Genomic DNA, 25,094 nt, shown 5'->3' on the forward strand with positions numbered 1-25,094 from the left:
GGGCTACTCGGGGCGCTGCGAACCGCGAATGCGGGCCGACTTGGGCATGGCCGCGAAGTACTGGTCCGCACGCGGGAAGGCCAGCGCCGGACTGGCTTCCGGGTCGTAGACGGGCATGATCGGGTCGATCGTGCGGGCGGAGTCGAGAATGTCGGCGGTGGTGGCGAATTCGGCCAGATCCACCAGCTGGGTCCAGGTGGGCGGGAGCAGCACGTCCAGCCCCTGCTGCCAGCGTTCGATGGCCTCGTTCGGGGTGCACCAGGTGACCACGTCGGCCTCGGTGGTCGCGCCGTCGGCGAGCTGGCCCTCGGGCAGCACGGCCACGAAGAAGCGGGTGTCGTAGCGGCGGGGCTCGACCACCGGGGTGATCCAGTGATCCCAGGGGCGCAGCAGGTCCGCGCGCAGCACCAGGTTCTCGGTGGTGAGGAATTCGGCGAAGGACAGCTCGCGGCGTTCGAGTTTTCCGCGCGCCTCGGCGTAGATCGAGGTGTCCGAGACCACGGAGTCGGCGGTCGGCCCGGCCAGCAGCACCCCGCACTCCTCGAAGGTCTCGCGCACCGCGGCGCAGACCAGGGTCTGGGCGCGCGCGACATCGGTGTCGAAGCGATCGGCCCACCACCGCGCGTCGGGCCCGGCCCACTCCAGGGACAGCTCGGCGTCGGAGGGGTCGACACCGCCGCCCGGGAAGACCGTCATACCGGCGGCGAAGGCCATCGCGGCCACCCGGCGCTGCAGGAACACCTCGGGCCCGCGCGCACCGTCGCGCACCAGGACCACCGTGGACGCGTCCTTCACGGGCGCGGTGGCGGGCTGGGATTCGGGCTGGGCAACTGTCTCACTCACAATTCGCACCCTAACCCCTGCTCGGTCGCAGCGACAGAACCTGGTTCGGTTACCGGTGTTCGCGGGTGCGGTCAATCGGTGAGGTGCACTGCCCCGCTGCGAGTTTCGAACGTGAAGGGGGCCGCGGGATCCGGCCGGCGCGCCCAGGTGCCCTGCACCTTGCCGGTGCGGTAGTCCTGGACCTGGCTGATCACCGCGCCGGTGCCGTCCTCGGCCCAGGTCACCAGGAAGATCCCGGATTCGATGGGTGCGATGGCGACCGGCGCGGTGGTTCTGCGGCCGGTGTCGGCGGCGACGTAGGTGAGGGTGTCGCCCTGTTCGGAATAGGTGGCGGTGCCGCCGGAGCCGCTGTCATAGGTGATCTGCACGGTCTTGCCGTGGAGATTCGCGGGCAGAGCGGCGGGCGCGACCCCCTGGGCGGCCTCGGAGGCCGAAACCTTGTGCGGCGGCGCCGGATCGGCGGCACACCCCACGGCGGCGCATGCGATGGCTCCGAGCGCCACCGCACCGAGTCTGCGACCCAACCCCAGCTCCCTCCGTCAGCGGCGGCCGAATTCGCCACCGCTCCATGCCGAATATTTGCCACTAATGACAAATCATCAACGAGTGCCTAGGTGTAACAGCTCAATTCACCGACTACCGCAATAACCAATGCGTTGCCGATAGTTTGCCCGTCACGAGCGAGTGATGCAATGGCAGCGCGCCGAAGTCGCGGGACCGGACCGTGGGATACCGGGCCCCGAACCGGGACCCGGCCGAATCACCGAGTTCTGTGCCGCCCGAAGCGCTGGGCGCGGCGCGCGAAATAGCGCCCCTCGATGCGATCGAGCGCGATCGACTGCCGGAACGCCTCGCTCAGGTTCTCGGCGGTCAGCACATCCTCGAGCAGGCCCTGCGACACCACGTCGCCCTCGTTGAGGAGCATGGCGTGGGTGAAACCCGGCGGAATCTCCTCCACGTGATGGGTGACCAGGACGGTGGCCGGTGCGTCCGGGTCCGCGGCCAGATCGCCGAGGCGCTCCACCAGTTCCTCGCGCCCGCCCAGATCCAGGCCGGCGGCCGGCTCGTCCAGCAGCAGCAGTTCCGGATCGGTCATGAGCGCGCGGGCGATGAGCACCCGCTTGCGCTCGCCCTCGGACAGCGTCCCGTAGGCGCGGTCGGAAAGGTGTTCCGCCCCCAGACTTTCCAGGATGTCCACGGCCCGGTCGTTGTCGACCTCGTCGTAGCGCTCGCGCCAGCGGCCCATGACCGCGTAGCCCGCCGACACCACCAGATCGCCGACCTTCTCATCGCGCGGCACCCGGCTGGCCACCGCCGCCGAGGACAGGCCGATGCGGGGACGTAGCTCGTTCAGGTCCACCTTGCCGAGCGTCTCGCCCAGCAGCACGGCGCTGCCGGAGGTCGGATACATCTCGGCGGCTGCCATACGCAGCAGCGATGTCTTGCCGGCGCCGTTGGGACCGAGCACTACCCAGCGTTCATCGAGCTCCACCTGCCAGGTGACTGGCCCGACCAGCGTATGGCCCGAGCGTCGGACGGTGACATCGTTGAAATCGATGAGCAGATCGAGATCCGGTTGCGGCACGGGGTCCATCTTGGCTCACCCGTCCCGGAGTTGCTCAACGCGGTGGGAAAACTCGATGCGTGTCACCTTCTTCCACGGTGATTCCGGACGCGAATCCGCCGGGGGTGCGGTCGAATTCCGGGCGCCTGACTAGCTCGGAATCGGCGTCGCCCCGGGTGCGCGCGTCGTGGCGAGTGGAGCGGAACATTCGCGCCAGGAGCAGTGCCACCGGAATCGAGAGCACAACCCACGCGATGAGTATCACCAGCAGTGTCGTCATATCCGTGTTTCCTCCCGAGGAAACTCCCTATCGCCCGCCCGGCACCGCGATGACCGTCATCGAGCCCGGGGCCACTTCGGTGAACCCGGCGTCGCGGACGGCCACGGCGGAGCCCGCGCTCACCCGGCGCTGTAACCGCACCCAGCGCTCGGGATCGGCTTCGGCCACGCCGCAGCGGAATCCGCTCGCGGCCCAGTCCCTGGCCTCCCGCACCGGCAGGGCTCCCGCGAGCAGCATGCTCGCGTGCCCGACCTGTGCGGCGGCCTTACCCACTGACATACCCAATTCTGGATCCACCCATAGCCCTGGATACTCGGGAACGATCAATCCGGGTTCACCGGAAGGCAATTCGGTACCGCCGATCTGCAGGCGCCGGATGCGCGGATCGATGTTCCCGACCGGTCCCGGGACCAGCGCCCGCGCCTGCGCGCCGCCGAATTCGACGGTCACGCCGTCGACCTCCTGCGCGGCCAGCCACTGCGCGCCCCGCGCACGCCGCGCGACCTTGCGAATTCGCGAGCGCTTCCAGGTGAGATAGCGGTCCTCCCAGTCCCCGCCCGCGCCGACCCGCTCGTCCAGGCACAGCGCCACCACCGCCGCGGCGGCCGCGGCCAGCAGCGCGTTGCGCTCGGGCGGAACGTCCTTGGGAATGTGCAGCACCATCTGCATGGCCTGCACCAGCGCCGGATCCTGCGGATCGCCACCGCCGCCGTACCCGCGCGCCAGCTCCGCGTGCCGGGCCGCGAAACCGGCATCGATCGTGGACTCGACGCTCGACACCGGCATCACTCCTGTCCTGGACAACGACTTTCGGCCAGCTTAGCCACGCCGGGCGAACGTCCCGTTCACGCGACGGACAGGTCCAGGGTGAATGTTTCGGCGGGCGGCACGCCCTGCTCCCAGGCGCGGCGGTACTGCAGTTGCAGGCGGGTCGCGCCGGGTGCGACGGCGGTGAAGCTCCACAGCGTCTTGCCGCCGACCCCGACCATGCCGTCCGGGCTGGGGTCCTGCTCGTACTCCGCGCCGCCGTTCTGCTTCACGATGTTCTGGTCGAGCATGGCCACATCCCAGGCGTATCCGGTGCTGGGATTGGCGGCGAGCCAGACCGAGAGCGACTGCCCGACCGCGAGGCGAACCACCTGCCCGTTGGCGTCCGGCCCCAGTCGCAGCGGGTCCGGGACGGGCGCCTCACCGGTGGTGACCACCGGCGATGCCGTCACCGCGGCCTCGGAAGTGGTTGCGGGCGCGGAGGTTACCGCCGCGCCGGTGGTGGACGCCACCACCTCGTTGGGATTGCGATTGTCCCCGCAGCCCGCCGCGGCCAGGCCCGCCGCCAGCAGTACCGCCAGCGTCATCCGTACTCGCACAACCGTCTCCCATCGCCGAGCGGGAGCTGACGCGGGCGGCTACCGTGGCCGCGGCCAGGTCCCGGTGATCGTGTGGACACTCCGGACCGTAGGTACGGGGCCACACGCTACCCAGGGGATTCACTGCCGCGTGGCAGGTGAAACGGCCCCGTCGCCGAACGAATTCGGAGCGCGCCGGTCCGGCGACGGGGTCATCGGCCGGAAGCCGGCGTCAGCGGAGCGTCGATCGATACCCCGGCGGCGTTGCCGGTCCGGCTCAGCGTGGCGGGGCCGAAACCGATGTCAGCGGGTCAGCGGAACCCGGCGCACGCCACCGTCTCTGGCGTCGGCCGCTTCGACCTCTTCGCGGGTGACGCCGAGGATGAACAGCACGGCGTCCAGGAACGGATGCGACAGGGCGGCATCGGCCACCTCGCGCAGGGCGGGCTTGGCGTTGAAGGCGATGCCCAGCCCGGCGGCGTTGAGCATGTCGATGTCGTTGGCGCCGTCGCCGACGGCCACGGTCTGTTCCATGGACACCCCGGTCTCGGCGGCGAAGCGGCGCAGCGCGACGGCCTTGGCGGCGCGGTCCACGATCTCCCCGACCACGTGTCCGGTGAGCTTGCCGTCGATGACCTCGAGGGTGTTGGCCTGGACGAAGTCCAACTCCAGCTCGTGGGCCAGGGGTTCGATGACCTGGCGGAAGCCGCCGGAGACCACGCCGCAGCGGAAGCCGAGCCGGCGCAGGGTGCGAATGGTGGTGCGCGCGCCCGGGGTCAGCTCGATCTGATCGGCGACCTCGTCGATGACCTTGGAGTCGAGTCCGGCCAGGGTTGCGACGCGCTGGCGCAGCGATTCGGCGAAGTCGATCTCGCCGCGCATGGCGGCCTCGGTGACCGCGCGGACCTCGTCCTCGACGCCGGCGTGCGCGGCCAGCATCTCGATGACCTCGCCCTGGATGAGGGTGGAGTCCACGTCGAACACGACGAGCCGTTTGGCCCGGCGCGCCAGGCCCGCACGCTCGACCGCGATGTCGACCGACTGCTTGGCCGCGACCACGGCCAGGGCGGTGCGCAGCGCGGTCTCGGTCTCGGCGGTGTGGTTCGCGACGGTGACCATGAGTTCGAGGCCGGTCACCGGGTACTGGGCGATGCCGCGAATGGAGTCGATGTTCACGCCCTGCTCGGCGAGCTTGCGCGAGATGTTGGAGAAGGCCCGGGCGGTGACCGGGCTGCCGAGCACCACGACCGCGTGCGTGGACAGGCGCGCGCCCGCCGCGTTCTCGCCGATGGAGACGTCGACCTGCATGCCGACGGTGGCCATGGCGTCCTCGAGCTGATCCTGCAGCGCTTCGGGATCGGTGGGACACGACACCAGCACGCCCAGGGTCAGCCGCCCGCGAATCACGACCTGCTCCACGTCCAGCAGGCTGACCGCGTTGTTGGCCAGGGCCGCGAGTAGCACCGATGTCACGCCCGGCTTGTCGGGTCCGGTAACCGTGACCAGAACCGTCGTATCAGACGTGCTCAATCGAAACTCCGTTCTCGCGCCCATCCCCCGCGTGACGTGCGAGGGCGCTGCTCATTCTGTCAGGTCGGCCGCGGCCCGCCCGCGCCGCCCGATCCCCCGGTGGCGGGGATCACCCCGGTGCGGTGAAAGACCAACGCCGCGGCGGTCTTACAACGACAGCGGCGCCCGTCCTCTCGGGACGGGCGCCGCTGTCGATTCAGTGGTGGAGAACTCCGATTACTTGGAGATCTTCTCCAGCTCCTTGACCGTGTGGGACTTCGAGCCCCAGCCGACATGGGCTTCAGCGCGCATGCGCTCGACCATGTGCGGGTAGTGCAGCTCGAACGCGGGGCGCTCGGAGCGGATGCGCGGCAACTCGTAGAAGTTGTGGCGCGGCGGCGGGCACGAGGTGGCCCACTCGAGGGAGTTGCCGTAGCCCCACGGATCGTCCACGGTCACGACCTCGCCGTAGCGGTAGGACTTGAAGACGTTCCAGATGAACGGCAGCATCGACGAGCCCAGGATGAAGGCGCCGATCGTGGAGATGGTGTTCAGCGCGGTGAACCCGTCGGTGGGCAGGTAGTCCGCGTAGCGACGCGGCATGCCCTCGTTGCCCAGCCAGTGCTGCACCAGGAACGTGGTGTGGAAACCGACGAAGGTGGCCCAGAAGTGCCACTTGCCCAGGCGCTCGTCCATCATGCGGCCGGTCATCTTCGGGAACCAGAAGTAGATGCCGGCGAAGGTCGCGAACACGATGGTGCCGAAGAGCACGTAGTGGAAGTGCGCGACGACGAAGTAGGTGTCCGAGACGTGGAAGTCGATCGGCGGCGAGGCCAGGATGACGCCCGAAAGACCACCGAAGAGGAAGGTCACCAGGAAGCCGATGGACCACAGCATCGGTGTCTCGAAGGTCAATTGACCTCGCCACATCGTGCCGATCCAGTTGAAGAACTTCACGCCCGTCGGAACGGCGATGAGGAACGTCATGAACGAGAAGTACGGCAGCAGCACGGCGCCGGTGGCGTACATGTGGTGCGCCCACACCGCGATGGACAGCGCGGCGATACCCAGCGTGGCGTACACGAGCGTGGTGTAACCGAAGATCGGCTTGCGCGAGAAGACCGGGTAGATCTCCGAGACGATGCCGAAGAACGGCAGCGCGATGATGTACACCTCGGGGTGACCGAAGTACCAGAACAGATGCTGGTAGAGCAGTGCACCACCGTTTGCCGGGTCATAGATGTGACCACCCAGGTGCCGGTCGTAGGCCAGGCCGAACAGCGCGGCGGTCAGCAGCGGGAACGCGAGCAGCACGAGCACCGAGGTCACCAGGATGTTCCAGGTGAAGATCGGCATGCGGAACAGCGTCATACCCGGGCAGCGCAGGCAGACCACGGTGGTGATCATGTTGACGCCACCGAGGATGGTGCCCAGGCCGGAGACGGCCAGGCCCAGGATCCACAGGTCCGCGCCGACGCCCGGCGAGTGCACGATGTCGGACAGCGGGGTGTACGCGGTCCAGCCGAAGTCGGCCGCGCCGCCGGGGGTGATGAAGCCCGCGGTCGCCATCGTGCCGCCGAACAGGTACAGCCAGTAGCTGAACGCGTTCAGGCGCGGGAACGCCACGTCGGGCGCGCCGATCTGCAGCGGCAGGATGATGTTGGCGAAGCCGAACACGATCGCCGTCGCGTAGAACAGCAGCATGATCGTGCCGTGCATGGTGAACAGCTGGTTGAACTGCTCGGGCGAGAGGAACTGCATGCCCGGCCGGGCCAGCTCGGCGCGCATGAGCAGCGCCATCAGGCCGCCGATCATGAAGAAGGACAGCGCCGTCACCAGGTACATGACGCCGAGAACCTTCGGGTCCGTCGTGGTGACCATCTTGTAGATAAACGAACCCTTCGGACCCACACGTTGCGGGTATGGCCGAGCCGCTTCCACTTGACGGACTGGCTGTGGCTCTACGGCAGTCACTCTTCCTCCTGAACGTGTGCCTTCTGGTCGTTCGCACGCAGTGCTTCCGGCATCCGGTTCGACGCATGACGAACGGCGGCGGGCGTAGCGCTCCATGGATCGTAAACCGTGCTCCCACAGGGGTCGCGGGCTGGTCCTACTCTGTGTCGTAATTGGGCGTCGCGGTGCACGGCTGTACGCTGCCAGCCATGCCGGTGCGCGAGTCCGCTTCCACCCGAATCACGTTCGCCTCCACCCCCGCCCCCGCGCGACGTTTGCGCACCTGGGGCGCGGTTACCACCGCCGCGGCGGTGCTATCCGCGGGATTGCTGGCAGGCTGCTCCAAAGGGTCCGACGATGCCATGAGCTCGATCGTGCGAACCACCACCAATATCGCGGGGGCGGGTGTGGTCGGGGTCGAGCGCGACACCCGGACCGCGTGCGCGCTACCGGGTCCGGCCGACGCCGCCGCCGGCGCGACGCGCTCGATCACCCACACCGCGGGCGAATCCGAGGTGCCCGCCGATCCCAAGCGGATCGTGGTGCTGTCCACCGCCGCCCTGGACGCGGTCTGCGCGCTCGGACTGTGGGAGCGGGTGGTCGGCGCGGCAACGATTTCCGGGCCCACCCCGCAACCCGCCTACCTGGGCACGGGCATCTCCGAGATTCCCGGCGTCGGTGCGGTCTCGGACCCGGATCCGGCGAAAGTGGCTGGGCTTAAACCGGATCTGATCCTGGGCGCGGCGAGCGACAAGCCCGACTACGACGCGCTGCGCGCCATCGCGCCCACCGTCCTGGTCGGCACCGACAAGGGCTGGCAGGCCGAGTTCAGCGCGCTGGCCGAGGCCGTGGGCCGCGAGGGCGCGGCGGTCAAAGCCCTCGACGACTACCGCACCGTGGCCCGCGAGAGCGTTATCGCGGTCAACGCGAGCCTGAGCCAGGCCTCGGTACTGCGCTTCGACGCCAAGGGCATTCGCGTGCAGGGCGGGGACACCTTCGCCGGGCAGGTGCTCGGCGACGCCGGGGTGCAGCGGCCGCAGGCCCAGCGCGGCGCGTCCTTCGAGCTGCCGGGCCTGGACACCGAACAGGAACGCAATCGGGCCGAGGGCGACATCATCTACCTGATGTTCGACGGCGCGGACGGCCAGAAGTACGGCGAGTCGGTGATGCGCGGGGACGACTGGAAGTCCCTGAGCGCGGTGAGCGACAAGCGCGACTTCGCGGTGGCCGACACCATCTGGCACGGATCCGGGGTGACCGCGGCCAAGGCGCTGCTCGAGGACATGCGCAACTCCCTCAACGGCTACGTCATCGACTGACCCGCACCGCGGGTCGACCGGCCCGCCCCGCGAAAAAGCCCGGCCTCGTGAATTCGAGAGCCGGGCTTGTGTTTTCCGGTGTACGAGTCGGGCTCGACTCAGAACTCCCAGTCTTCGTCCTCGGTGTTCACGGCCTTGCCGATCACGTAGCTCGACCCCGAGCCGGAGAAGAAGTCGTGGTTCTCGTCGGCGTTGGGCGAGAGCGCCGAGAGGATGGCCGGGTTGACCTCGCACTCGTCCTTGGGGAACAGCCCCTCGTAGCCGAGGTTCATCAGCGCCTTGTTGGCGTTGTAGCGCAGGAACTTCTTGACGTCTTCGGTCAGGCCGACCTCGTCGTACAGGTCCTGGGTGTACTCGACCTCGTTCTCGTACAGCTCGAACAGCAGCTCGAAGGTGTAGGCCTTGAGCTCCTCGCGCTCGGCCTCGGACACCAGCTCCAGGCCCTTCTGGTACTTGTAGCCGATGTAGTAGCCGTGCACGGCCTCGTCGCGGATGATCAGGCGGATCATGTCGGCGGTGTTGGTGAGCTTGGCCCGCGAGGACCAGTGCATCGGCAGGTAGAAGCCGGAGTAGAACAGGAAGGACTCGAGCAGGGTGGAGGCCACCTTGCGCTTGAGCGGGTCCTCGCCGTTGTAGTAGCTCAGGACGATCTCGGCCTTGCGCTGCAGGTTCCGGTTCTCCTCGGACCAGCGGAAGGCTTCGTCGATCTCCTTGGTGGAGCACAGCGTGGAGAAGATCTGGCTGTAGCTCTTGGCGTGCACCGACTCCATGAACGCGATGTTGGTGTACACCGCTTCCTCGTGCGGGGTCAGCGAATCCGGGATGAGGCTGACCGCGCCGACCGTGCCCTGGATGGTGTCCAGCAGGGTGAGCCCGGTGAAGACCCGCATGGTGAGTTGCTTCTCGCTCGCGGTGAGCGTGGCCCACGAGGGAATGTCATTGGATACCGGCACCTTTTCCGGCAGCCAGAAGTTGCCCGTGAGCCGATCCCAGACCTCCGCGTCCTTCTCGTCGATTACGCGGTTCCAGTTGATCGCGGATGCTCGATCGATCGTTTTCACGCTGGTTACTCACCCTTCCCTGCCCACCGGCCCGTTGCGGACTTCCTTAACCTGAACACTACTACTGGTGTATGACATCGACACACAACACAAGACCTTGTGTCTTGGGCTATCCAGCAAGAACGCTCGAATGGGTGCGTGAACACACGCCAGCGATCGGAAATCTACAGCGGTGCAATCGGTCACAGCGGGCCGGGGCGGCGTGTGCGGTCGCCCCGGGCCCTCGGGTTGCGGATCAGATGCCGAGCACCAGTTTCGCGGTCGTGAAATAGATGATCAGGCCGGTGGCGTCGACCAGCGTGGTCACCATGGGCGCCGAGATCACCGCCGGGTCGATTCGCAGCTTCTTGGCCAGCAGCGGCATGGTGCCGCCGATGGTGGCCGCCCAGCCGCAGATGAGCACCAGCGTAATGCCCACCACCGCACCGATTTTCGCACCGACGAAGATTCCGCCGATCACGAGCCCGGCCGCAGCGAGCATAGCGCCGAGGACCAGCCCGACCCGGCATTCGCGCCATACGACTTTCAACAGGTCCGATACGCGCACCTCGCCGACCGCCAGCGCGCGCACGCACGAGGTGGCCGCCTGCGCGCCCGCGTTGCCGCCCGCGCCGATGATCAGCGGGATGAACAGAGCCAGGTGCGCGGCCTGTTCCAGGGTCGCGGCGAACATGTCGGTGACGCTGACCGTGAAAATCGCCGCCAGCAGCAACAGCATGAGCCACAGCGCCCGGTAGCGGGCGAGCTGGAACACCGTGGCGGCCATGTAGTGGCCCTCCCACGGCGCGGTGCCGGCCTGGCGGGCCATGTCCTCGCTGTCCGCGGCCTCGATGACCTCGATGGCGTCGTCGATGGTGAGCAGGCCGACGAGGCGGTCCTCGCTGTCCACCACGGGCAGGTTGATGAGGTTGGCGCCCTGCATGAGGCGGGCCGCCTTCTCCGCAGAGTCGGTGGCGCGCATGAACGCCGGCTCGGACTCCACCAGATCGGCGATCATGGCGTCGGGCGAACTGAGCACCAGTTCGCGCAGTTCCACGATGCCGATGAGGCGGCGGCCCGCGTCGATCACCGGCAGGGTGTAGACGGTCTCGGCGTTGCCGCCCTCGGTGCGCACCATCTGCAGCGCCTGGGCGACGGGCAGATTGCGGGGCAGCGCAACGACTTCGGGGGTCATGTAGAACCCGACCGAGCCCTCGGGGTAGCCCAGCAGAATCGCGGTCATGCGGCGTTCGTGCGGGCTGAGCCCGGCGAGCACCTTCTTGGCGACCTTGGCCGGGGCCTCGCGCAGCATGCGGGCGCGATCGTCGGGATCCATCTCCTCGACGAGTTCGCGGAAGCTCTGATCGCGCAGTCCGGTGAGGATCTGCTGCTGGTCGACCGGCTCGAGCTCCTCGAAGACGTCGAGGGCGCGATCCTTGTCGAGCAGGCGGAACGCCATGCCGGCCGAGAGCGCGTCCATGCGCGCGAGTTCGTCGGCGATGACGTGCGGCGGGTGATTGTCCAGCCACTCGAGGGTGGCGCCCAGGTGGTGGCAGTCGACGATGTCGCGAAGCGAATCGCCTTCGGCACACAGGGTTTCACGCCCGGCGGAGTGTGAGTCCCGAGCCGCGGGCAGCGTCTCGCGGCCGCCGGACAGGGCGTCGGCGGCGCGCGGGCGCGGCTCACGGGGGCCGGTGAGTACGGCGGTGCCGGTCGCGGGCAGCGGACGGGCAGCGGGCAGCGTCGAAACGACGGGCAGATCGGTCTGCGTCATGGCGGAACCTCAGCCGAGTGGCGAGTCGGGGGTGAACGGTTGGCAGCACCAGGTCACACCGCGGGGCACCCAACCCGCCCGTACGCACGCCGCAGAGAACTACAGGCGAGAAAAAGAGGGGCCGGTGCCGCGCGGCCTTCGACTAGGGGGCTCGCTACGCATGCGACCCACCTCCTCGAAGCCGTCGTGCACCGATATCGTCAATCCCGAAACCGTCTCGGGGGAGGTCGTGCGGAGCGATGAGAGGATCAACCCTCGTACGACACACAGAGCATCCTCGTGCAGGATACCGACTCCGGCCAAATCGCGCCCGCGTGGTGTGCGACACCCCGAGCGATCCCGCACGACACTCCGAGCAGTGGCGCGGGCTGCCCGGGCGCTCCGCACGACCCGTCGCGCCCGGCCCGATGCCGCACGCGGCGGAACCCCCGGTGTGGGCGGCCGATTCGGTAGCGCGGTGACGCCCGAGTGTGCTGGGCTACCACGCGTGGCTTTGCAATCGTTGACGATGATCCGGCACGGGGAGAGCACGGCGAACGCGGAGGCGGCGGCCGCCGCCGGGCGCGCGGGGGCCGAGGAATACGACAAGGGTCCGCGCGATCCCGACATCGCGCTGACCGAGCTCGGGCGCAAACAGGCGGCGGCGGTGGGCGATTGGCTCGCCGAGCAGGATCGCCCGCCCACCTCGGTGCTGTGCTCGCCGTTCCTGCGCGCGCGCGAAACCGCCGACATCGCACTGCGATCGGTCCGCACGCCGCGGGTGCGCTACGACGAGCGGCTGCGCGATCGCGACGTCGGCCTGCTGTGGGGCCTCACCGCGCTCGGCATCCGCCGGCGGTATCCGCTCGAGCATCGCGAGCGAGAGCGCATGGGCCGCTTCTACTATCGGCCGCCGGGCGGCGAGTCCTGGACCGACGTGGCGCTGCGGCTGCGCTCGCTGCTGCGCGAATTGGACGGGGATGTACTGGTTTTCGCGCACGACAACGTGGTGGTGCTGACCAGGTACATTCTCGAGGAACTCGACGAGCCCACGGTCCTGCGGATCGAGAGCACCCAGCTGCCCAACGCCTCCATAACCCGTTGGGAGCGTGGCGAATCCGGCCTCGTGCCTGCCCTTTACGGCGAAGTCGGTCACTTGCCCAGGTAAACGCGGAACATTTGTGATCGTTCACAACGATCCGGCCGGTCGCGTTGGACTCCGTCACAGGGGTTACTGGAAGGTAATGAACACCCGCCCCGGGTGCGTTACCTTTTCGTAATCACAAGGGGGTGGAAGGAGTCGCCCGTGTCCACCGACAGCACGATCAGCGCGGAAATCACCGTGTCCGGCACGCCCATGTCCTCGCCACTTCGGGACGTCCGGAACCTGGCCCGCCAGATGGTCGGCCACTTCGTCGAGACGGTCGCGCCCTGCGGGACGCTGCCCGGGGACGCCATCAACGGCGACATCACCACGATCACCCGCATCTGCCTCGAACTGGCGGTCGCCATGCTCGACGGCCTGGATATCCCGGAGAAGACGCAGCGGCTCCAGGACGCGGCGGCGCAGTGGGCTCGCGAGGGCATTCCCATCGACACCATCCACCACGCCATCCACGAGGGCTTCAAGATCGGCTTCGATCTGGTGACCTCGCACACCGTGGCCGATCAGCGCCGCGCGGCGGGGCCGGACGCGGACGCCATGCTCGTCATCAGCGTGCGCGACTACGACAGCATCACCGACGGCGCACGCCGGGTGGTGGACATCCTGGACCGGATGACCGCCGCGGTGTCGCTGGCCTACGTGCGCGAATTGCGGGCCGTGGTCAGCGAACACCACACCGCGGTCCACACCCTCACCTCGGCCCTGCTGGGCGGGCACTCGACCTCGACCATGGCGCGTGAATGCGGCATCGAGATCGCGGACTCGTATCACGTACTGGCGCTGGCGTTTCCGGCGCATTCCGACGAGCACGCCCCGGCGCTGAACTCGCAGGTGGTCGCGCGCCGCAAACTGCGGCGGGTGCAGGCCGAGCTGGCCACCCGCACCGCGAACAAGCCCCTGGCGCTGCTGAGCGTGGACGGCGGGACCGTGCTGGTGCCCACCACCGACATCCCCGAGGAGGAGCTCGGCGCGCTGATCGAACAGCTCTCCCAGGCCGCCCGGGTGCCGATCACCGCGACCGTGGTTTCGGCGGAGCCGCAACAGATTCCGCACGCGGCCGACCGCGCGCACGATCTGCTCGACATCGTGCAGCGGCTCGCCCTGGAACCGGGCCTGTACCGCTTCGACGAACTCGCCCTGGAATACCAGCTCACCCGGCCCGGACCCGGCCGCGATCATCTGGGGTCGCTGCTGGATCCCCTGGACGGGCATCCCGAACTGCTGGAAACCCTGCGCACGCACATCAGCAACAACATGAATCGCCAGCGCACCGCCCGATTCCTGCACGTGCACACCAACACCATCGACTATCGGCTCAAACGCGTGGGCCAGCTGACCGGCTTCGACCCGACCCAGGCCGCCGGGCTGTGGCAGTTGCGCTCGGCGCTGGTCGCCCGGACGTACCCCGCGCGCTGACAACCGGTGCGGCGCCTGCCGGGTGGTGGTTGCATGCCACCCGGCAGGCGCGTCTCCGCCGCTTCGGCGCGCCGACCTCAGCGCGGGTCGGAGCCGATCGGCTCGGTGCGGGTCCGACGGCGGAGGATGCGCGGCCGGGCGACGTTGGGGCGTTGGAACCCGGCCACGCACGTTCTGGGTTGGGTTGTGCCGGCGTACCTTTCAGCAGTTGCTCGGTGCGGGCTCGCCGCGGAAGCGGGCGTCCAGCCAGCCCAGGGCGGACGGGATGCCCAGCACGGCCGCGGTCAGGTGGTCCGGCACCGGGACCTCCTCCGTTTGCAGCCGGGTGCCCGCGGCGCAGTAGCGGCGCACGGTGTTGCGCACCGCGTCGATCGGTATGAGCCCGTCGATGGGCGAATGCCATTCGAACACCGGGATATTCGGCACGCCGCCGTACAGCTCGAGGCTGTTCTCCTCCACCACCGCGCGGGCGTCGGGGTTCTCGGTCATGACGGTCGTCTCGGCGACGTCGAGGGCGCCGCGGCCCGCGCCGGCGGCGATGATGTCGTTGGTGCAGCTGTCCGTCAGGCGATCCCGGATCTCGAGGCCCTGGGCGTTGAGCTGACTGCTGATCGGGAAGCGATCCGGGTACTCGCGTTCGAGCCCCAGACCGGCGGCCAGGGCCAGGCCGAAGACCGGATGCCGGCCCAGCCCGAGGGTTTCCAGCATGGTCACCAGGTTCATGGGCACCCCGCCCATGGCCGCGCCGGCGAGTTTCAGATCCGGGGCGTAGGTCGGGGCCAGCGCCGCGGCCCAGGCGGTGGCCATGCCGCCGCCGGAGTAGCCGATCAGGCCGACCGGACTGTGCTGCACGCGCAGTTCGGGCACCTGCTGGACCGCGCGGATGCCGTCGAGGGTGATCTGGCCGCCGAGTTTGGCGGCGCCGTAGGCGGATCGGGGACCCAGGTGATCGGGGAGCGCGATGCTCCAGCCGCGCGCCAGCAGCAGGTTCCAGGCGGGGGCCTCGCGAACCACGAGGTTCTGATCGGTGGTGTAGAGCACGCGGGAGACCGAGCACTGCGCGCCCAGCGCGTTGATGATGTGCTGCAGGGACAGCAGCGGGGTGTCGGGCTTGCGGTTGCGGGGTGAGAGCACGGTCGTGGTGGCGACGATGGGATGTCCGGTGGAATCGGTGGACCGGAACTTGACCAGGGTGATGTCGATGCCGGGGAACAGCGGCAGCGGCGGCATCGCCCGGGTGCCGAGGGTTTCGCCGGGTTGCTTGTCCGCCAGGTCGGCGGACGCCGCGAAGAACGGGTCGGGGTCGGGGGTGGGGTAGCGCGGTTCGCCGATCGCGACGCCGCAGGAGAGGGTCAGCGCGGCCACCGCGCCCAGGACTCCCGCCGTCGCCCAGCGCCATCGCCGGTGGGCGCGCACGCCCGGCCTTCTGATCGATTCCGGACGATGCATGAATATCGTTCCCTCCGAAGCGATTTCCGGTCCGTCGTGATCACGGACCGGTGCCTGGGAGAAGGGTATGGAGGCGCGCGCCGATTCCGGACGGACGACGCGGATTTCCCGACAAGTCACAACGTGCCGCGCGGGGGCTTGTGGTGTTGAACGATACCGTTTGACACAGATACCAAGGGGACGCGGCGGGGCGCTGTGAATATTACAGCGAGAAAGTGAAACACGTTACCGGACTTGGGATCCCACTAGCGTCGACGGCACGGGCGGAACCGTCACCGGCGCCGGGCCGCATCCGCAGCAGACACTTGTGGAGGGGATTACGCAATGACCGACATCGCCGATCAACCGACCCGGCGGCAGGCCGCGGGCGACGCGCTCACCCATCGGGTCACGGTGTACGTGGGCACGCCGGGGACAGCCGCCGAACTCGTCATGGAATACGCGGCCACCCGGGTCGAAGCCTACGAATACATCGTCACCGCAGTGCATTCCGGCATGCTCGTCACCGTGGACGGCAAGGTGCGGCCGGGATTGCGGCGGCTGCCGAGTCCCCGGCAGCGGTTCTGAGACAGCGCGTTTCGCACGCCGGCCCGTCTCATTTGCCCGGCGCCGTGCCGAAGGCGGCGGCGATGCTGCGCCACGCGGGCTCCAGCTGCACCGCGAAGTCGAGCCAGGAGTGGATGCCGGTCGGCAGGTAGAGCACGGTCGCCGGAATCTGTAACTCGTTCAGCCGCTGGGCGAATCGTTCGGTGCAGTAGTGCGCGCCGGCCTCCAGGCTGATGCCGCCGCCCGCGACGCCCATGGCCTCGACCGCGTCGCGGGCGGTGAGCGCCTCGGCCAGGTTCAGGACGCCGGGGACGCCGGTGGCGGCCGAGACGTACACGGCGGTGCCGCGCAGGCCCTCAGCGTTCAGGAGGCTGTCGTGCGCCTGCCATTCCGGGGAACCCCAGGGGCCCCAGAGGTTCTCGACATTGCCGCCGCGGGAGCCGACGGTCATGGTGGTCACCGCCCGGCCCGGGGCGTCGGTGGTGGAGTAGCAGCCGCTGATGCCCGCGACCGAGCGGTAGAGCCCCGGGTGCCGGTGCGCGAGCATCATGGCGGCCTGCGCGCCCATCGACACCCCGCCCACCGCGCGCCGCCCGTCCCCGTTCAGGTACGGCTCGACCACCGCGGGCAGTTCCTCGGTCAGGAAGGTCTCCCACCGGTTCCAGCCCAGGACGCGGTCCGGCTGTTCCCAATCGCTGTACATGCTGCCCGCGCCGCCCGCGGGCAGCACCACGTCGACGGGCTTGTCCGCGAAGAACTCCGCCGCCCGGCCCTTGGTCAGCCAGTCCGACACCAGCTTCCCGTCGACCCCGTCCAGCAGGTACAGCGTGGGCAGCGGCCCGTCGCCGACGCCGCGCAGCACATCCACGGCCATCACCCGTCCCATGGCCGCCGATTCGATCCAGACCCGCTCCTGCGCCGCGCCGTACCGCTCGACTCGAATCGGCTCGCCGCGCACCGCCAATGCCACCGTGTCCCGCGGCTGCTCCGCCGGCGCTCCCGCCATCGCCGCCAGCACCACGGCCAAGCCCACTGCCACGCGTCGAATCATGCACGAGAAGCTAAACCGTTCCTACCCACCAGTACTTCACTTTGCCCGATCCCTGGACGCCTGCCCTACCCCACCCCAATTCCCCTGTAGTCCATCACAACCCGCCCCCACCACCCCCGAACCAATCCACCCACTGCCCGTGCGGGGCCGCGTACCCCACCGCCCGATCATCCAGCGCCAGCACCATGTTCGCCCCCGCCCGCGCGGGCGGCAGTGCGGCGGCGCCGAAGCCCAGCACCCCGATGCCCTCGTTGGTGATCCAGTGACAGCGCAGCGAACGCATCAGTTCCCGGAAGACAGCGCGCCGCTCGGGCTCCAGGTAGGTCAGCACGGCACTGCCGAACACCAGCACCGGAACCCCGCGCGGGGCAGCGTCCACCAACTCGGCGATCGAGTCCACCAGGTCTCCGGCCCGCAGCTCCGGCGGGTCACGCCGGGCTATCTCCACCGCACCCCGCAGCCGCTCGAGCCGGTCCCGCTGTTCGGGCCAGATCAACATCTCCAGCCACCGCATGTCCTCCGCGTCGGCCACGTTCAGCGGGTTGATGTCCAAGCCCGCCCGGTACACCACCTCGGGCAGGACGTCCGGAATCGGCGGCCGCCCCGAGGTCGAGCACGACAGCACCACCTCGGAGGGCCCGTCCACCGGATCCAGCATCGGCCCGTCGTCGTATCGATAGCTGTACCGGTCGGGATACAGACACAACCCGGACGAGGCCCCGTACTCGATCAGCGCGACCGGCTCCCCCGCGAACTGCCCGATCACGGGCAACAACGCCGCGGTCCGCCCGGCCTCGTTGGTCTGGGTCCGGTGCGTCATGACGATCTCCCGCACCTCATCCCGGTTCTCCACCAGGAACTCCCGGAATTCGCCGTACGACACCACCCCCAGGCCCAGGTACCGCACCGCCCCGAACACCAACTGCGGCTGCCGCTTCGCCACCGGCAGTCCCCCGATGAGCTCCAGCGTCCCGGGGTCACCGGCCACCCCGGACGCCCACTCCGCGTAGCAGTCCGAGTACCCCCGCACTTCGAGCTCCGCAAACCGCGAATACCGTTCCGAGTCCCGCACACCCGCCCCCATTCCCCGATGATCACCCACGGTATCCGGTTCAGGCTCGCCACACCGCCCGGAGGTTCCCACCCGTTCGGGTGATCCCCTACCCCCGAACAGGATTCGGCACCACGGGGCTGGTCGGCCCGTGTTCACCTCCGCCGGTGGCATCGCACCGAAACCAGAAGGGCGCCCCCGGTGAAAACCGGGGGCGCCCTTCGAAGTTCGGCGCCTTACAGCATGCAGCTCACGCAGCCCTCGACCTCGGTACCCTCCAGGGCCATCTGGCGGATACGGATGTAGTACAGCGTCTTGATCCCCTTGCGCCAGGCGTAGATCTGGGCGCGGTTCACGTCGCGGGTCGTGGCGCTGTCCTTGAAGAACAGGGTCAGGGACAGGCCCTGGTCCACGTGCTGGGTGGCGGCGGCGTAGGTGTCGATCACCTTCTCGTAGCCGATTTCGTAGGCGTCCTGGAAGTACTCGAGGTTCTCGTTCGTCAGGTAGGGGGCCGGGTAGTAGACGCGGCCGATCTTGCCTTCCTTACGGATCTCGATCTTGGAGGCCACCGGGTGGATCGAGCTGGTGGAGTGGTTGATGTAGGAGATAGAACCGGTCGGCGGGACCGCCTGCAGGTTCTGGTTGTAGATCCCGTGCTCCATGACCGAGGCCTTGAGCTCGCGCCAGTCGTCCTGGGTCGGGATGTGCACGTTGGCGTCGGCGAAGATCTGGGCGACACGCTCGGTCGCGGGCAGCCACTCCTGCTCGGTGTACTTGTCGAAGTACTCGCCCGAGGCGTACTTGGACTCGGGGAAGCCGCCGAAGTACTGCCCGCGCTCCTTGGCGATCAGGTTCGAGGCCCGGACCGCGTGGTAGGCGATCGTGTAGAAGTAGATGTTCGTGAAGTCGATGCCCTCTTCGGAGCCGTAGTGCACGCGCTCGCGGGCCAGGTAGCCGTGCAGGTTCATCTGCCCCAGGCCGATGGCGTGGGATTCGTTGTTGCCCTGCTCGATCGAGGGCACCGAGACGATGTGCGTCTGATCCGACACCGCGGTGAGCGCGCGGATCGAGGTCTCGACCGTCTTGGCCAGATCGACCGAGTCCATGGTCTTGGCGATGTTCAGCGAACCCAGGTTGCACGAGATGTCCTTGCCCACATGGGAGTAGGACAGATCGTCGTTGTACAGCGACGGCGTGGAGACCTGCAGGATCTCCGAGCACAGGTTCGAGTGGGTGATCTTGCCCTTGATGGGGTTCGCCCGGTTCACGGTGTCCTCGTACATGATGTACGGGTAGCCGGATTCGAACTGCAGCTCGGCGATGGTCTGGAAGAACTCGCGAGCCTTGATCTTGGACTTGCGAATTCGCTTGTCGTCGACCATCTCGTAGTACTTCTCGGTCACGTTGATGTCCGCGAACGGCACGCCGTAGATGCGCTCCACGTCGTACGGCGAGAACAGGTACATGTCCTCGTTCTTCTTGGCCAGCTCGAACGTGATGTCCGGGATGACCACGCCGAGGGACAGCGTCTTGATGCGGATCTTCTCGTCCGCGTTCTCCCGCTTGGTGTCCAGGAAGCGGTAGATGTCCGGGTGGTGGGCCTGCAGATACACCGCGCCCGCACCCTGACGCGCACCCAGCTGGTTGGCGTAGGAGAACGAATCCTCGAGCAGCTTCATGATCGGGATGACGCCCGAGGACTGGTTCTCGATCTTCTTGATCGGCGCGCCGGTCTCACGAATGTTGCTCAGCAGCAACGCCACACCGCCGCCGCGCTTGGACAGCTGCAGCGCGGAGTTGATGGAGCGCCCGATGGACTCCATGTTGTCCTCGATGCGCAGCAGGAAGCACGACACCGGCTCGCCGCGCTGCTTCTTGCCCGAGTTCAGGAAGGTCGGGGTGGCCGGCTGGAAGCGGCCCTCCATGATCTCCTCGACCAGCTCCGAGGCCAGGGTCTCGTTGCCGGCGGCCAGGGTCATCGCGACCATGCACACGCGGTCTTCGAAACGCTCCAGGTAGCGCTTACCGTCGAAGGTCTTGAGGGTGTACGAGGTGTAGTACTTGAACGCGCCGAGGAAGGTCGGGAACCGGAACTTCTTGGCGTACGCCTGCTTGAACAGCTTCTTGGTGAAGTCGAAGCTGTACTGGTCGAGCACCTCGGTCTCGTAATAGTTTTCCTTGACCAGGTAGTCCAGCTTCTCCCGCAGATTGTGGAAGAAGACGGTGTTCTGGTTGACATGCTGCAGGAAGTACTGGTGCGCGGCCTCGCGGTCCTTGTCGAACTGGATCTCGCCGTTGGGGCCGTACAGGTTCAGCATGGCGTTGAGCGCGTGGTAGTCCATCCCGTCGGTGGACTCGCCGCTGACGGGGCGCTCTACGCGGGCAGTCTTTCCGACCGGTGCGGTTGTCGTTGCCAAAACAATCCCAATCCCTCTCGGACGCGCTCGACGTCCTCGGCTGTTCCCATGAGTTCGAAGCGATACAGGTACTCGACTCCGCACTTGCGCGAGATGACTTCGCCCGCATAGCAGTACGTATCGCCGAAGTTCGTGTTGCCGGCCGCGATGACGCCGCGCAGGAGCGCGCGGTTGTGTGGATCGTTGAGGAACTTGGCCACCTGCCGGGGCACGAATTCCTTCTCCGAACGTTCACCACCCAGCACGTGCTTACCGCCACCGTAGGTGGGGACGATGAGCACGTAGGGTTCGTCGACTCGCAGACTGTCGGCGGTATGAAGCGGTATGCGGACGGCGGGCACGCCCAGCCGTTCCACGAAGCGGTGCGTATTCTCCGAAGCGCTGGAGAAGTAGACCAGATTCGGTGTCCGCGTGGACAACTCGGTCATTTCAACTCCTTTCGCACCGGGAGACCCGCTGACTCTTGATCAGCGGGTCCGGTCCGCTAGGCGACGGCGACGGACTCGGCCAGCGCCTTGATGCGATCGGGACGGAAGCCGGACCAGTGATCCTCACCGGCGACCACGACGGGGGCCTGCAGGTAGCCCAGCGCCATCACGTAATCGCGGGCCTCCGGGCTCTCCGAGATATCGATGACGTCATATGCGACGCCGGCCTTGTCGAGGGCGCGGTACGTGGCATTGCACTGGACACAAGCGGGCTTGGTGTAAACGGTGACGGTCATTGGTATCTCCCCTTCTCCTTGCCTTAGATCCGTATGCAGTGCACGGCTGAAACAAGAACCATGTAGTAAGTGCGCAAACCCCTGGACGCGAGACCGAAGTCCCTGGTCGCGCGGCTCCCTTCGAGGGTCTCGCCGCACGCCCTTCCAGCTCCCAAGACACTACACCTAGTGGCCGACAGATACACACGACACGACATGTTGCGACTAACAAAGATGGGATTCGGATCAGCGAAGTGCCAGCACGCTCGATTCGCAACTCCGCACGACTGAGGTGCAGGTCACATTTCGAGCGATCAGCACATTCTCAGCAAACACACTGTTCTCGCTGATCAACACCCTTCACGCGAGTCACACGCGTACCTGCGGAGCGGACTCCGGCGGGTTCGAGCGTGCACCCGCGCGCTTCCGAAATCACCGTCGGCCCCAGCGTGTCGCGAGCGACGGAGTGCCGCCGCCGGTGTGCCGGTGCCGAGCGAAGAGCGGTAGCCGGTAGGCGTGCGCGCCCCTCGATCATGCGATCCCACCGGTCGATTCGACGAATCGCGCAGGTAGTACGGTCGCGAGCATCGGACGCCTTCGGCGAAAGCGTCTCGCCCGCCGTCGGTCCGAGAGCCGGCGCGCGATCGGCAGCGGCGGGTCCTTCCCGGACACCCATGCGTAGCCAGAAGATTGCTTCATGCGGAGAAGCTAGCGCAACGTCTCCGGAAACGGGTGATGCCACGGCCGAAAGACCGTGGCATCATGCCGGATTCAGCGGTACAGCCGCCAATTACTAGATGGTTGCAGACACATTCGCAGCTGCGGCGAGCGAACGCACGGTCGCGGCGAGCTGGGTGAGCGCCTCGGCGTCGTCGGCCGGATGGGTCTCACCGAAGCGCTGACCGATGCCGCCGAAGTTCAGCGACGCGTCCTCGAGCACGGCCGCACCGGCCACGCCGAGCGCCTTCACCGCGTCCGCGTGCGACCACTTGGCCGCGTTGGCGGAGATGGACGCGCTGATCACGCCGACCGGCAGACCCTTGAGCGCACCCGCGCCGTACGGGCGCGAGGCCCAGTCGATGGCGTTCTTGAGCACCGCGGGCAGCGTGCCGTTGTATTCGGGGGTGAGCACGAGCAGACCGTCCGAGGCGGCGACGGCCTCGCGCAACGCGGCCGCGGCGGCCGGAACCTGGCCCTCCACATCGAGGTCCTCGTTGTAGAAGGGGATGTCGGCCAGGCCCTCGTACAGCACGACCTCGACGCCCTCGGGCGCGGCCTGTACGGCGGCCTCGGCGAGGCGGCGGTTGATCGAGGCGGCGCGAAGGCTGCCGACCAGGGCGAGAAGGCGGGTCTGCGACATGGTGACTACTCCTACGATGCTGATCCATTGGCGGGATTCTGAAGACAGTAACCGGACCGTGGTCCGATTCCATTCCCGGGGGCGGCGATCGCGTGCCGTGACCCGCGCCACAGCCCACAATGGCCGCCGGACCCCGGCTCGGGCACCGCTTTCACTCGAGCAGAATCCAATGCCGGGCCCCTGCGCGGCGAGTGGAGACCTCGCGGCGACCCGGGCCCGGATGCGCTAAGCTATAAGCGGACCATGGTCCGATTGCAGATGCCGACAAAGGGGTCGAAGCCGTGTCTTGGGACGTTCCGCTGGTACTACCGCTCGCCGACGGCGAACCCGTCGAACGCGCGGATGCCGCGCGCAATCGACGGCTGCTGCTCGACGCGGCCGCCGAACTCGTCCAGACCCACGGCGCGGACGCGCTCACCATGGACGCACTCGCCAAACACGCGGGCGTCGGCAAGGGCACGGTCTTCCGCCGCTTCGGCAATCGCGCCGGGCTCATGTACGCCCTGCTCGACGAATCGGATCGAAAGCTGCAGGCCGCCTACATGTTCGGCCCGCCCCCGCTCGGCCCCGGTGCGCCGCCGCTGGACCGGCTGATCGCCTACGGCCGGGCGCGGCTCTCGTTCACCGAGATCGAGGGCGACGTGCTGCGCGCCGCCACCGACCAGCCCAAGAAGTTCCAGGGCGCGCCCTACGCGGTCACCAAGACCCACGTCTCGATGCTCCTGCGCCAGGCCGGAACCGACGGGGAGATCTCACTGCTGGCCGACAGTCTCCTCGCACCCCTGGACGCCGCCCTGGTGCTGCATCAGATGCGGGTGCTCGGCTTCACCCGCGAGCAGGTCGGCGACAACTGGGAGGCCCTCGTCCGGCGCGTCGTACCGAGCGTCGCGCAGTAGAGTGAGCGCCATGGGGAACCTGCGCGAAGAGATCATCGCCGAGCTGGGCGTGCTGCCCGTCATCGAGCCCAAAACCGAAGTGCGGCGGCGCATCGACTTCCTCAAGGAGTATCTGCGCGCCACGCCCGCCAAGGGTTTCGTGCTCGGCATCAGCGGCGGCCAGGATTCCTCGCTGACCGGCAAGCTCTGCCAGCTCGCGGTGGCGGAACTCCGCGCCGAGGGCGACGAGGCCGAGTTCGTGGCCGTGCGCCTGCCCTACGGCGTGCAGGCCGACGAGCACGACGCCCAGATCGCGCTGGAGTTCATCGCACCGGATCGCTCGGTGTCGGTGAACGTCAAGCCCAGCGCCGACGCCGCGGGCGAACAGGTCGCGGCCGGCGTTGCCGAACTGCTGGGCGGCGAGACGCGCCTGCGCGATTTCGTGCGCGGCAACATCAAGGCCCGCGAGCGCATGGTGCTGCAGTACGCGATCGCCGGCCAGCTGAACCTGCTGGTGGTCGGCACCGATCACGCCGCCGAGGCGGTCACCGGCTTCTTCACCAAGTTCGGCGACGGCGGCGTGGACATCACCCCGCTCACCGGGCTCACCAAGCGCCAGGGCGCGGCGCTGCTGCAGGAGCTGGGCGCACCGCCGAGCGTGTGGCAGAAGGTCCCCACCGCCGATCTCGAGGACGACCGCCCGGCCCTGCCGGACGAGGAGGCCCTCGGCCTGAAATACGCCCAGATCGACGACTACCTCGAGGGCAAGCCCGTCGCCCCCGAGGTCGCCGAACGGGTGGAGACGATCTTCCGCAACACTCGCCACAAGCGCACCGTCCCGGTCACCCCGCACGACACCTGGTGGAAGTAGCGGGGGCTCTCGGCTCTCACGCCCGCCGCACTCACATGCGGCGGGCACGGTCGTATCCAGGAAAGACCTTCGCGCCCATGCCGGTTCGACGGGCTACCGGCCGCACGGGCGAGTCGGCGAACCACCTTCCCGACGCCGTCTCATCGCCACACGGGTGCAACCGGTACGCGACCTGACCGGCATCCCGACGCGTGCCCGGACGACCTACGTGGCCCGGGCGGCAACCCGACGCGGGAGACACTCGACGTGACATGGGCAGCCGCGCCGACATGACGCGGGCGGCACCCTGTGCGAAATCCCGAGGCCACGGCGGGCGGCCCGACCACGCCTGCGCCGCACCGGAGCGAGCGGTGTGGGCGCGAGAAGGCGGCGCGGGGCCGGAAAGGCTTCGGCCGGAGTCAGATTCGGAGGGGGTCGACTCTGGGCGCGACGGTCTGGTATTCGACGGTCGAAGCCTGCTGACAGTGCAGGGACTTGAGAGATACGCCGTTCATGAGCGCTGAGACGGCGAAGGCGACCACGACGGCGCCGAGGAGTAGAGCGGGTACGAGTCGCGCCATGGCGCCACCTCCCGAATAGGCGG

Annotated in this window: 23 protein-coding genes; 6 read left to right on the forward strand and 17 right to left on the reverse strand. The window is 68.1% G+C overall.

The genetic code is table 11. The features are described from left to right. Nucleotides 1–3: 3 nt before the first annotated feature. From ACFVBH_RS10460 to ctaD, 7 genes are all read right to left on the reverse strand, one after another. On the reverse strand, nt 4–843 hold the full coding sequence (locus ACFVBH_RS10460) for an NUDIX domain-containing protein (protein WP_354985084.1): 840 nt from the start codon (nt 841–843) through the stop codon (nt 4–6). Nucleotides 844–914: 71 nt separating this feature from the next. Further along, nucleotides 915–1,346: a hypothetical protein gene (locus ACFVBH_RS10465; protein WP_354985083.1), complete on the reverse strand. Its 432-nt coding sequence runs from the start codon at nt 1,344–1,346 to the stop codon at nt 915–917. A gap of 257 nt (nt 1,347–1,603) precedes the next feature. Beyond that, nucleotides 1,604–2,437, reverse strand: a complete 834-nt coding sequence (locus tag ACFVBH_RS10470; RefSeq protein ID WP_354985082.1) for an ABC transporter ATP-binding protein — start codon at nt 2,435–2,437, stop codon at nt 1,604–1,606. A 277-nt stretch (nt 2,438–2,714) separates the two neighbouring features. Beyond that, complete coding sequence (locus tag ACFVBH_RS10475) at nt 2,715–3,473, reverse strand: peptidyl-tRNA hydrolase (RefSeq protein ID WP_379001157.1); 759 nt, start codon at nt 3,471–3,473, stop codon at nt 2,715–2,717. A 59-nt stretch (nt 3,474–3,532) separates the two neighbouring features. After that, nucleotides 3,533–4,042 carry a protease inhibitor I42 family protein gene (locus tag ACFVBH_RS10480; protein WP_379001158.1) on the reverse strand — a complete coding sequence of 170 codons (510 nt, stop codon included), beginning with the start codon at nt 4,040–4,042 and terminating at the stop codon, nt 3,533–3,535. Between the two features lie 294 nt (nt 4,043–4,336). Next, on the reverse strand, nt 4,337–5,563 hold the full coding sequence (gene serB / locus ACFVBH_RS10485; RefSeq protein ID WP_354985078.1) for a phosphoserine phosphatase SerB: 1,227 nt from the start codon (nt 5,561–5,563) through the stop codon (nt 4,337–4,339). 216 nt (nt 5,564–5,779) lie between these two features. Continuing rightward, nucleotides 5,780–7,516, reverse strand: a complete 1,737-nt coding sequence (gene ctaD / locus ACFVBH_RS10490; RefSeq protein ID WP_354985077.1) for a cytochrome c oxidase subunit I — start codon at nt 7,514–7,516, stop codon at nt 5,780–5,782. 188 nt (nt 7,517–7,704) lie between these two features. On the opposite strand from ctaD, the gene ACFVBH_RS10495 reads away from it, so the two are divergent. After that, on the forward strand, nt 7,705–8,814 hold the full coding sequence (locus tag ACFVBH_RS10495; protein WP_379001159.1) for an ABC transporter substrate-binding protein: 1,110 nt from the start codon (nt 7,705–7,707) through the stop codon (nt 8,812–8,814). 98 nt (nt 8,815–8,912) lie between these two features. Here the strand turns inward: ACFVBH_RS10495 and nrdF are convergent, their stop codons facing one another. Next, nucleotides 8,913–9,875, reverse strand: coding sequence for a class 1b ribonucleoside-diphosphate reductase subunit beta (gene nrdF / locus ACFVBH_RS10500; RefSeq protein ID WP_354985075.1), 963 nt, complete (start codon nt 9,873–9,875; stop codon nt 8,913–8,915). 235 nt (nt 9,876–10,110) lie between these two features. Then, nucleotides 10,111–11,628 carry a magnesium transporter gene (gene mgtE, locus ACFVBH_RS10505; RefSeq protein ID WP_379001160.1) on the reverse strand — a complete coding sequence of 506 codons (1,518 nt, stop codon included), beginning with the start codon at nt 11,626–11,628 and terminating at the stop codon, nt 10,111–10,113. A gap of 487 nt (nt 11,629–12,115) precedes the next feature. Between mgtE and ACFVBH_RS10510 the strand changes: the two genes are divergently transcribed. Both ACFVBH_RS10510 and ACFVBH_RS10515 read left to right on the forward strand, forming a co-directional pair. Beyond that, on the forward strand, nt 12,116–12,775 hold the full coding sequence (locus ACFVBH_RS10510) for a histidine phosphatase family protein (RefSeq protein WP_354985073.1): 660 nt from the start codon (nt 12,116–12,118) through the stop codon (nt 12,773–12,775). Nucleotides 12,776–12,913: 138 nt separating this feature from the next. Continuing rightward, entirely contained in the window at nt 12,914–14,188 is a 1,275-nt protein-coding gene (locus ACFVBH_RS10515; protein WP_354985072.1) for a helix-turn-helix domain-containing protein, read from the forward strand. A gap of 201 nt (nt 14,189–14,389) precedes the next feature. Here ACFVBH_RS10515 and ACFVBH_RS10520 read toward each other — a convergent pair whose 3' ends face one another. Further along, nucleotides 14,390–15,637, reverse strand: coding sequence for a lipase family protein (locus ACFVBH_RS10520; RefSeq protein WP_354985071.1), 1,248 nt, complete (start codon nt 15,635–15,637; stop codon nt 14,390–14,392). Between the two features lie 324 nt (nt 15,638–15,961). Between ACFVBH_RS10520 and ACFVBH_RS10525 the strand changes: the two genes are divergently transcribed. Continuing rightward, a complete protein-coding gene (locus tag ACFVBH_RS10525) occupies nt 15,962–16,204 on the forward strand; it encodes a hypothetical protein (RefSeq protein WP_354985070.1) in 243 nt (80 codons plus the stop codon). Nucleotides 16,205–16,232: 28 nt separating this feature from the next. On the opposite strand, the gene ACFVBH_RS10530 is transcribed toward ACFVBH_RS10525, so the two are convergent. From ACFVBH_RS10530 to ACFVBH_RS10555, 6 genes are all read right to left on the reverse strand, one after another. Further along, nucleotides 16,233–17,222 carry an alpha/beta hydrolase gene (locus ACFVBH_RS10530; protein WP_379001161.1) on the reverse strand — a complete coding sequence of 330 codons (990 nt, stop codon included), beginning with the start codon at nt 17,220–17,222 and terminating at the stop codon, nt 16,233–16,235. Nucleotides 17,223–17,328: 106 nt separating this feature from the next. After that, entirely contained in the window at nt 17,329–18,318 is a 990-nt protein-coding gene (locus ACFVBH_RS10535) for a DUF2332 domain-containing protein (RefSeq protein ID WP_379001162.1), read from the reverse strand. Nucleotides 18,319–18,521: 203 nt separating this feature from the next. Further along, a complete protein-coding gene (gene nrdE / locus ACFVBH_RS10540; protein ID WP_379001690.1) occupies nt 18,522–20,627 on the reverse strand; it encodes a class 1b ribonucleoside-diphosphate reductase subunit alpha in 2,106 nt (701 codons plus the stop codon). A gap of 32 nt (nt 20,628–20,659) precedes the next feature. After that, nucleotides 20,660–21,130 carry a class Ib ribonucleoside-diphosphate reductase assembly flavoprotein NrdI gene (gene nrdI, locus ACFVBH_RS10545; RefSeq protein ID WP_379001163.1) on the reverse strand — a complete coding sequence of 157 codons (471 nt, stop codon included), beginning with the start codon at nt 21,128–21,130 and terminating at the stop codon, nt 20,660–20,662. A gap of 56 nt (nt 21,131–21,186) precedes the next feature. After that, complete coding sequence (locus ACFVBH_RS10550) at nt 21,187–21,426, reverse strand: redoxin NrdH (protein WP_354985064.1); 240 nt, start codon at nt 21,424–21,426, stop codon at nt 21,187–21,189. 772 nt (nt 21,427–22,198) lie between these two features. Then, nucleotides 22,199–22,765 (reverse strand): NAD(P)H-dependent oxidoreductase, encoded by a 567-nt coding sequence (locus ACFVBH_RS10555; RefSeq protein ID WP_354985063.1) that lies wholly within the window; start codon nt 22,763–22,765, stop codon nt 22,199–22,201. Nucleotides 22,766–23,046: 281 nt separating this feature from the next. Here ACFVBH_RS10555 and ACFVBH_RS10560 point away from each other — a divergent pair, with 281 nt between their 5' ends. Both ACFVBH_RS10560 and nadE read left to right on the forward strand, forming a co-directional pair. After that, nucleotides 23,047–23,661: a TetR/AcrR family transcriptional regulator gene (locus ACFVBH_RS10560; RefSeq protein WP_379001164.1), complete on the forward strand. Its 615-nt coding sequence runs from the start codon at nt 23,047–23,049 to the stop codon at nt 23,659–23,661. 10 nt (nt 23,662–23,671) lie between these two features. Then, nucleotides 23,672–24,511 (forward strand): ammonia-dependent NAD(+) synthetase, encoded by an 840-nt coding sequence (nadE, locus tag ACFVBH_RS10565; protein WP_354985061.1) that lies wholly within the window; start codon nt 23,672–23,674, stop codon nt 24,509–24,511. 398 nt (nt 24,512–24,909) lie between these two features. Here nadE and ACFVBH_RS10570 read toward each other — a convergent pair whose 3' ends face one another. Further along, nucleotides 24,910–25,071 (reverse strand): hypothetical protein, encoded by a 162-nt coding sequence (locus tag ACFVBH_RS10570; protein WP_354985060.1) that lies wholly within the window; start codon nt 25,069–25,071, stop codon nt 24,910–24,912. Nucleotides 25,072–25,094 lie beyond the last annotated feature (23 nt).

Origin of the sequence: Nocardia sp. NPDC057668 (assembly GCF_042799795.1) — a bacterium.
GTDB lineage: Bacteria > Actinomycetota > Actinomycetes > Mycobacteriales > Mycobacteriaceae > Nocardia.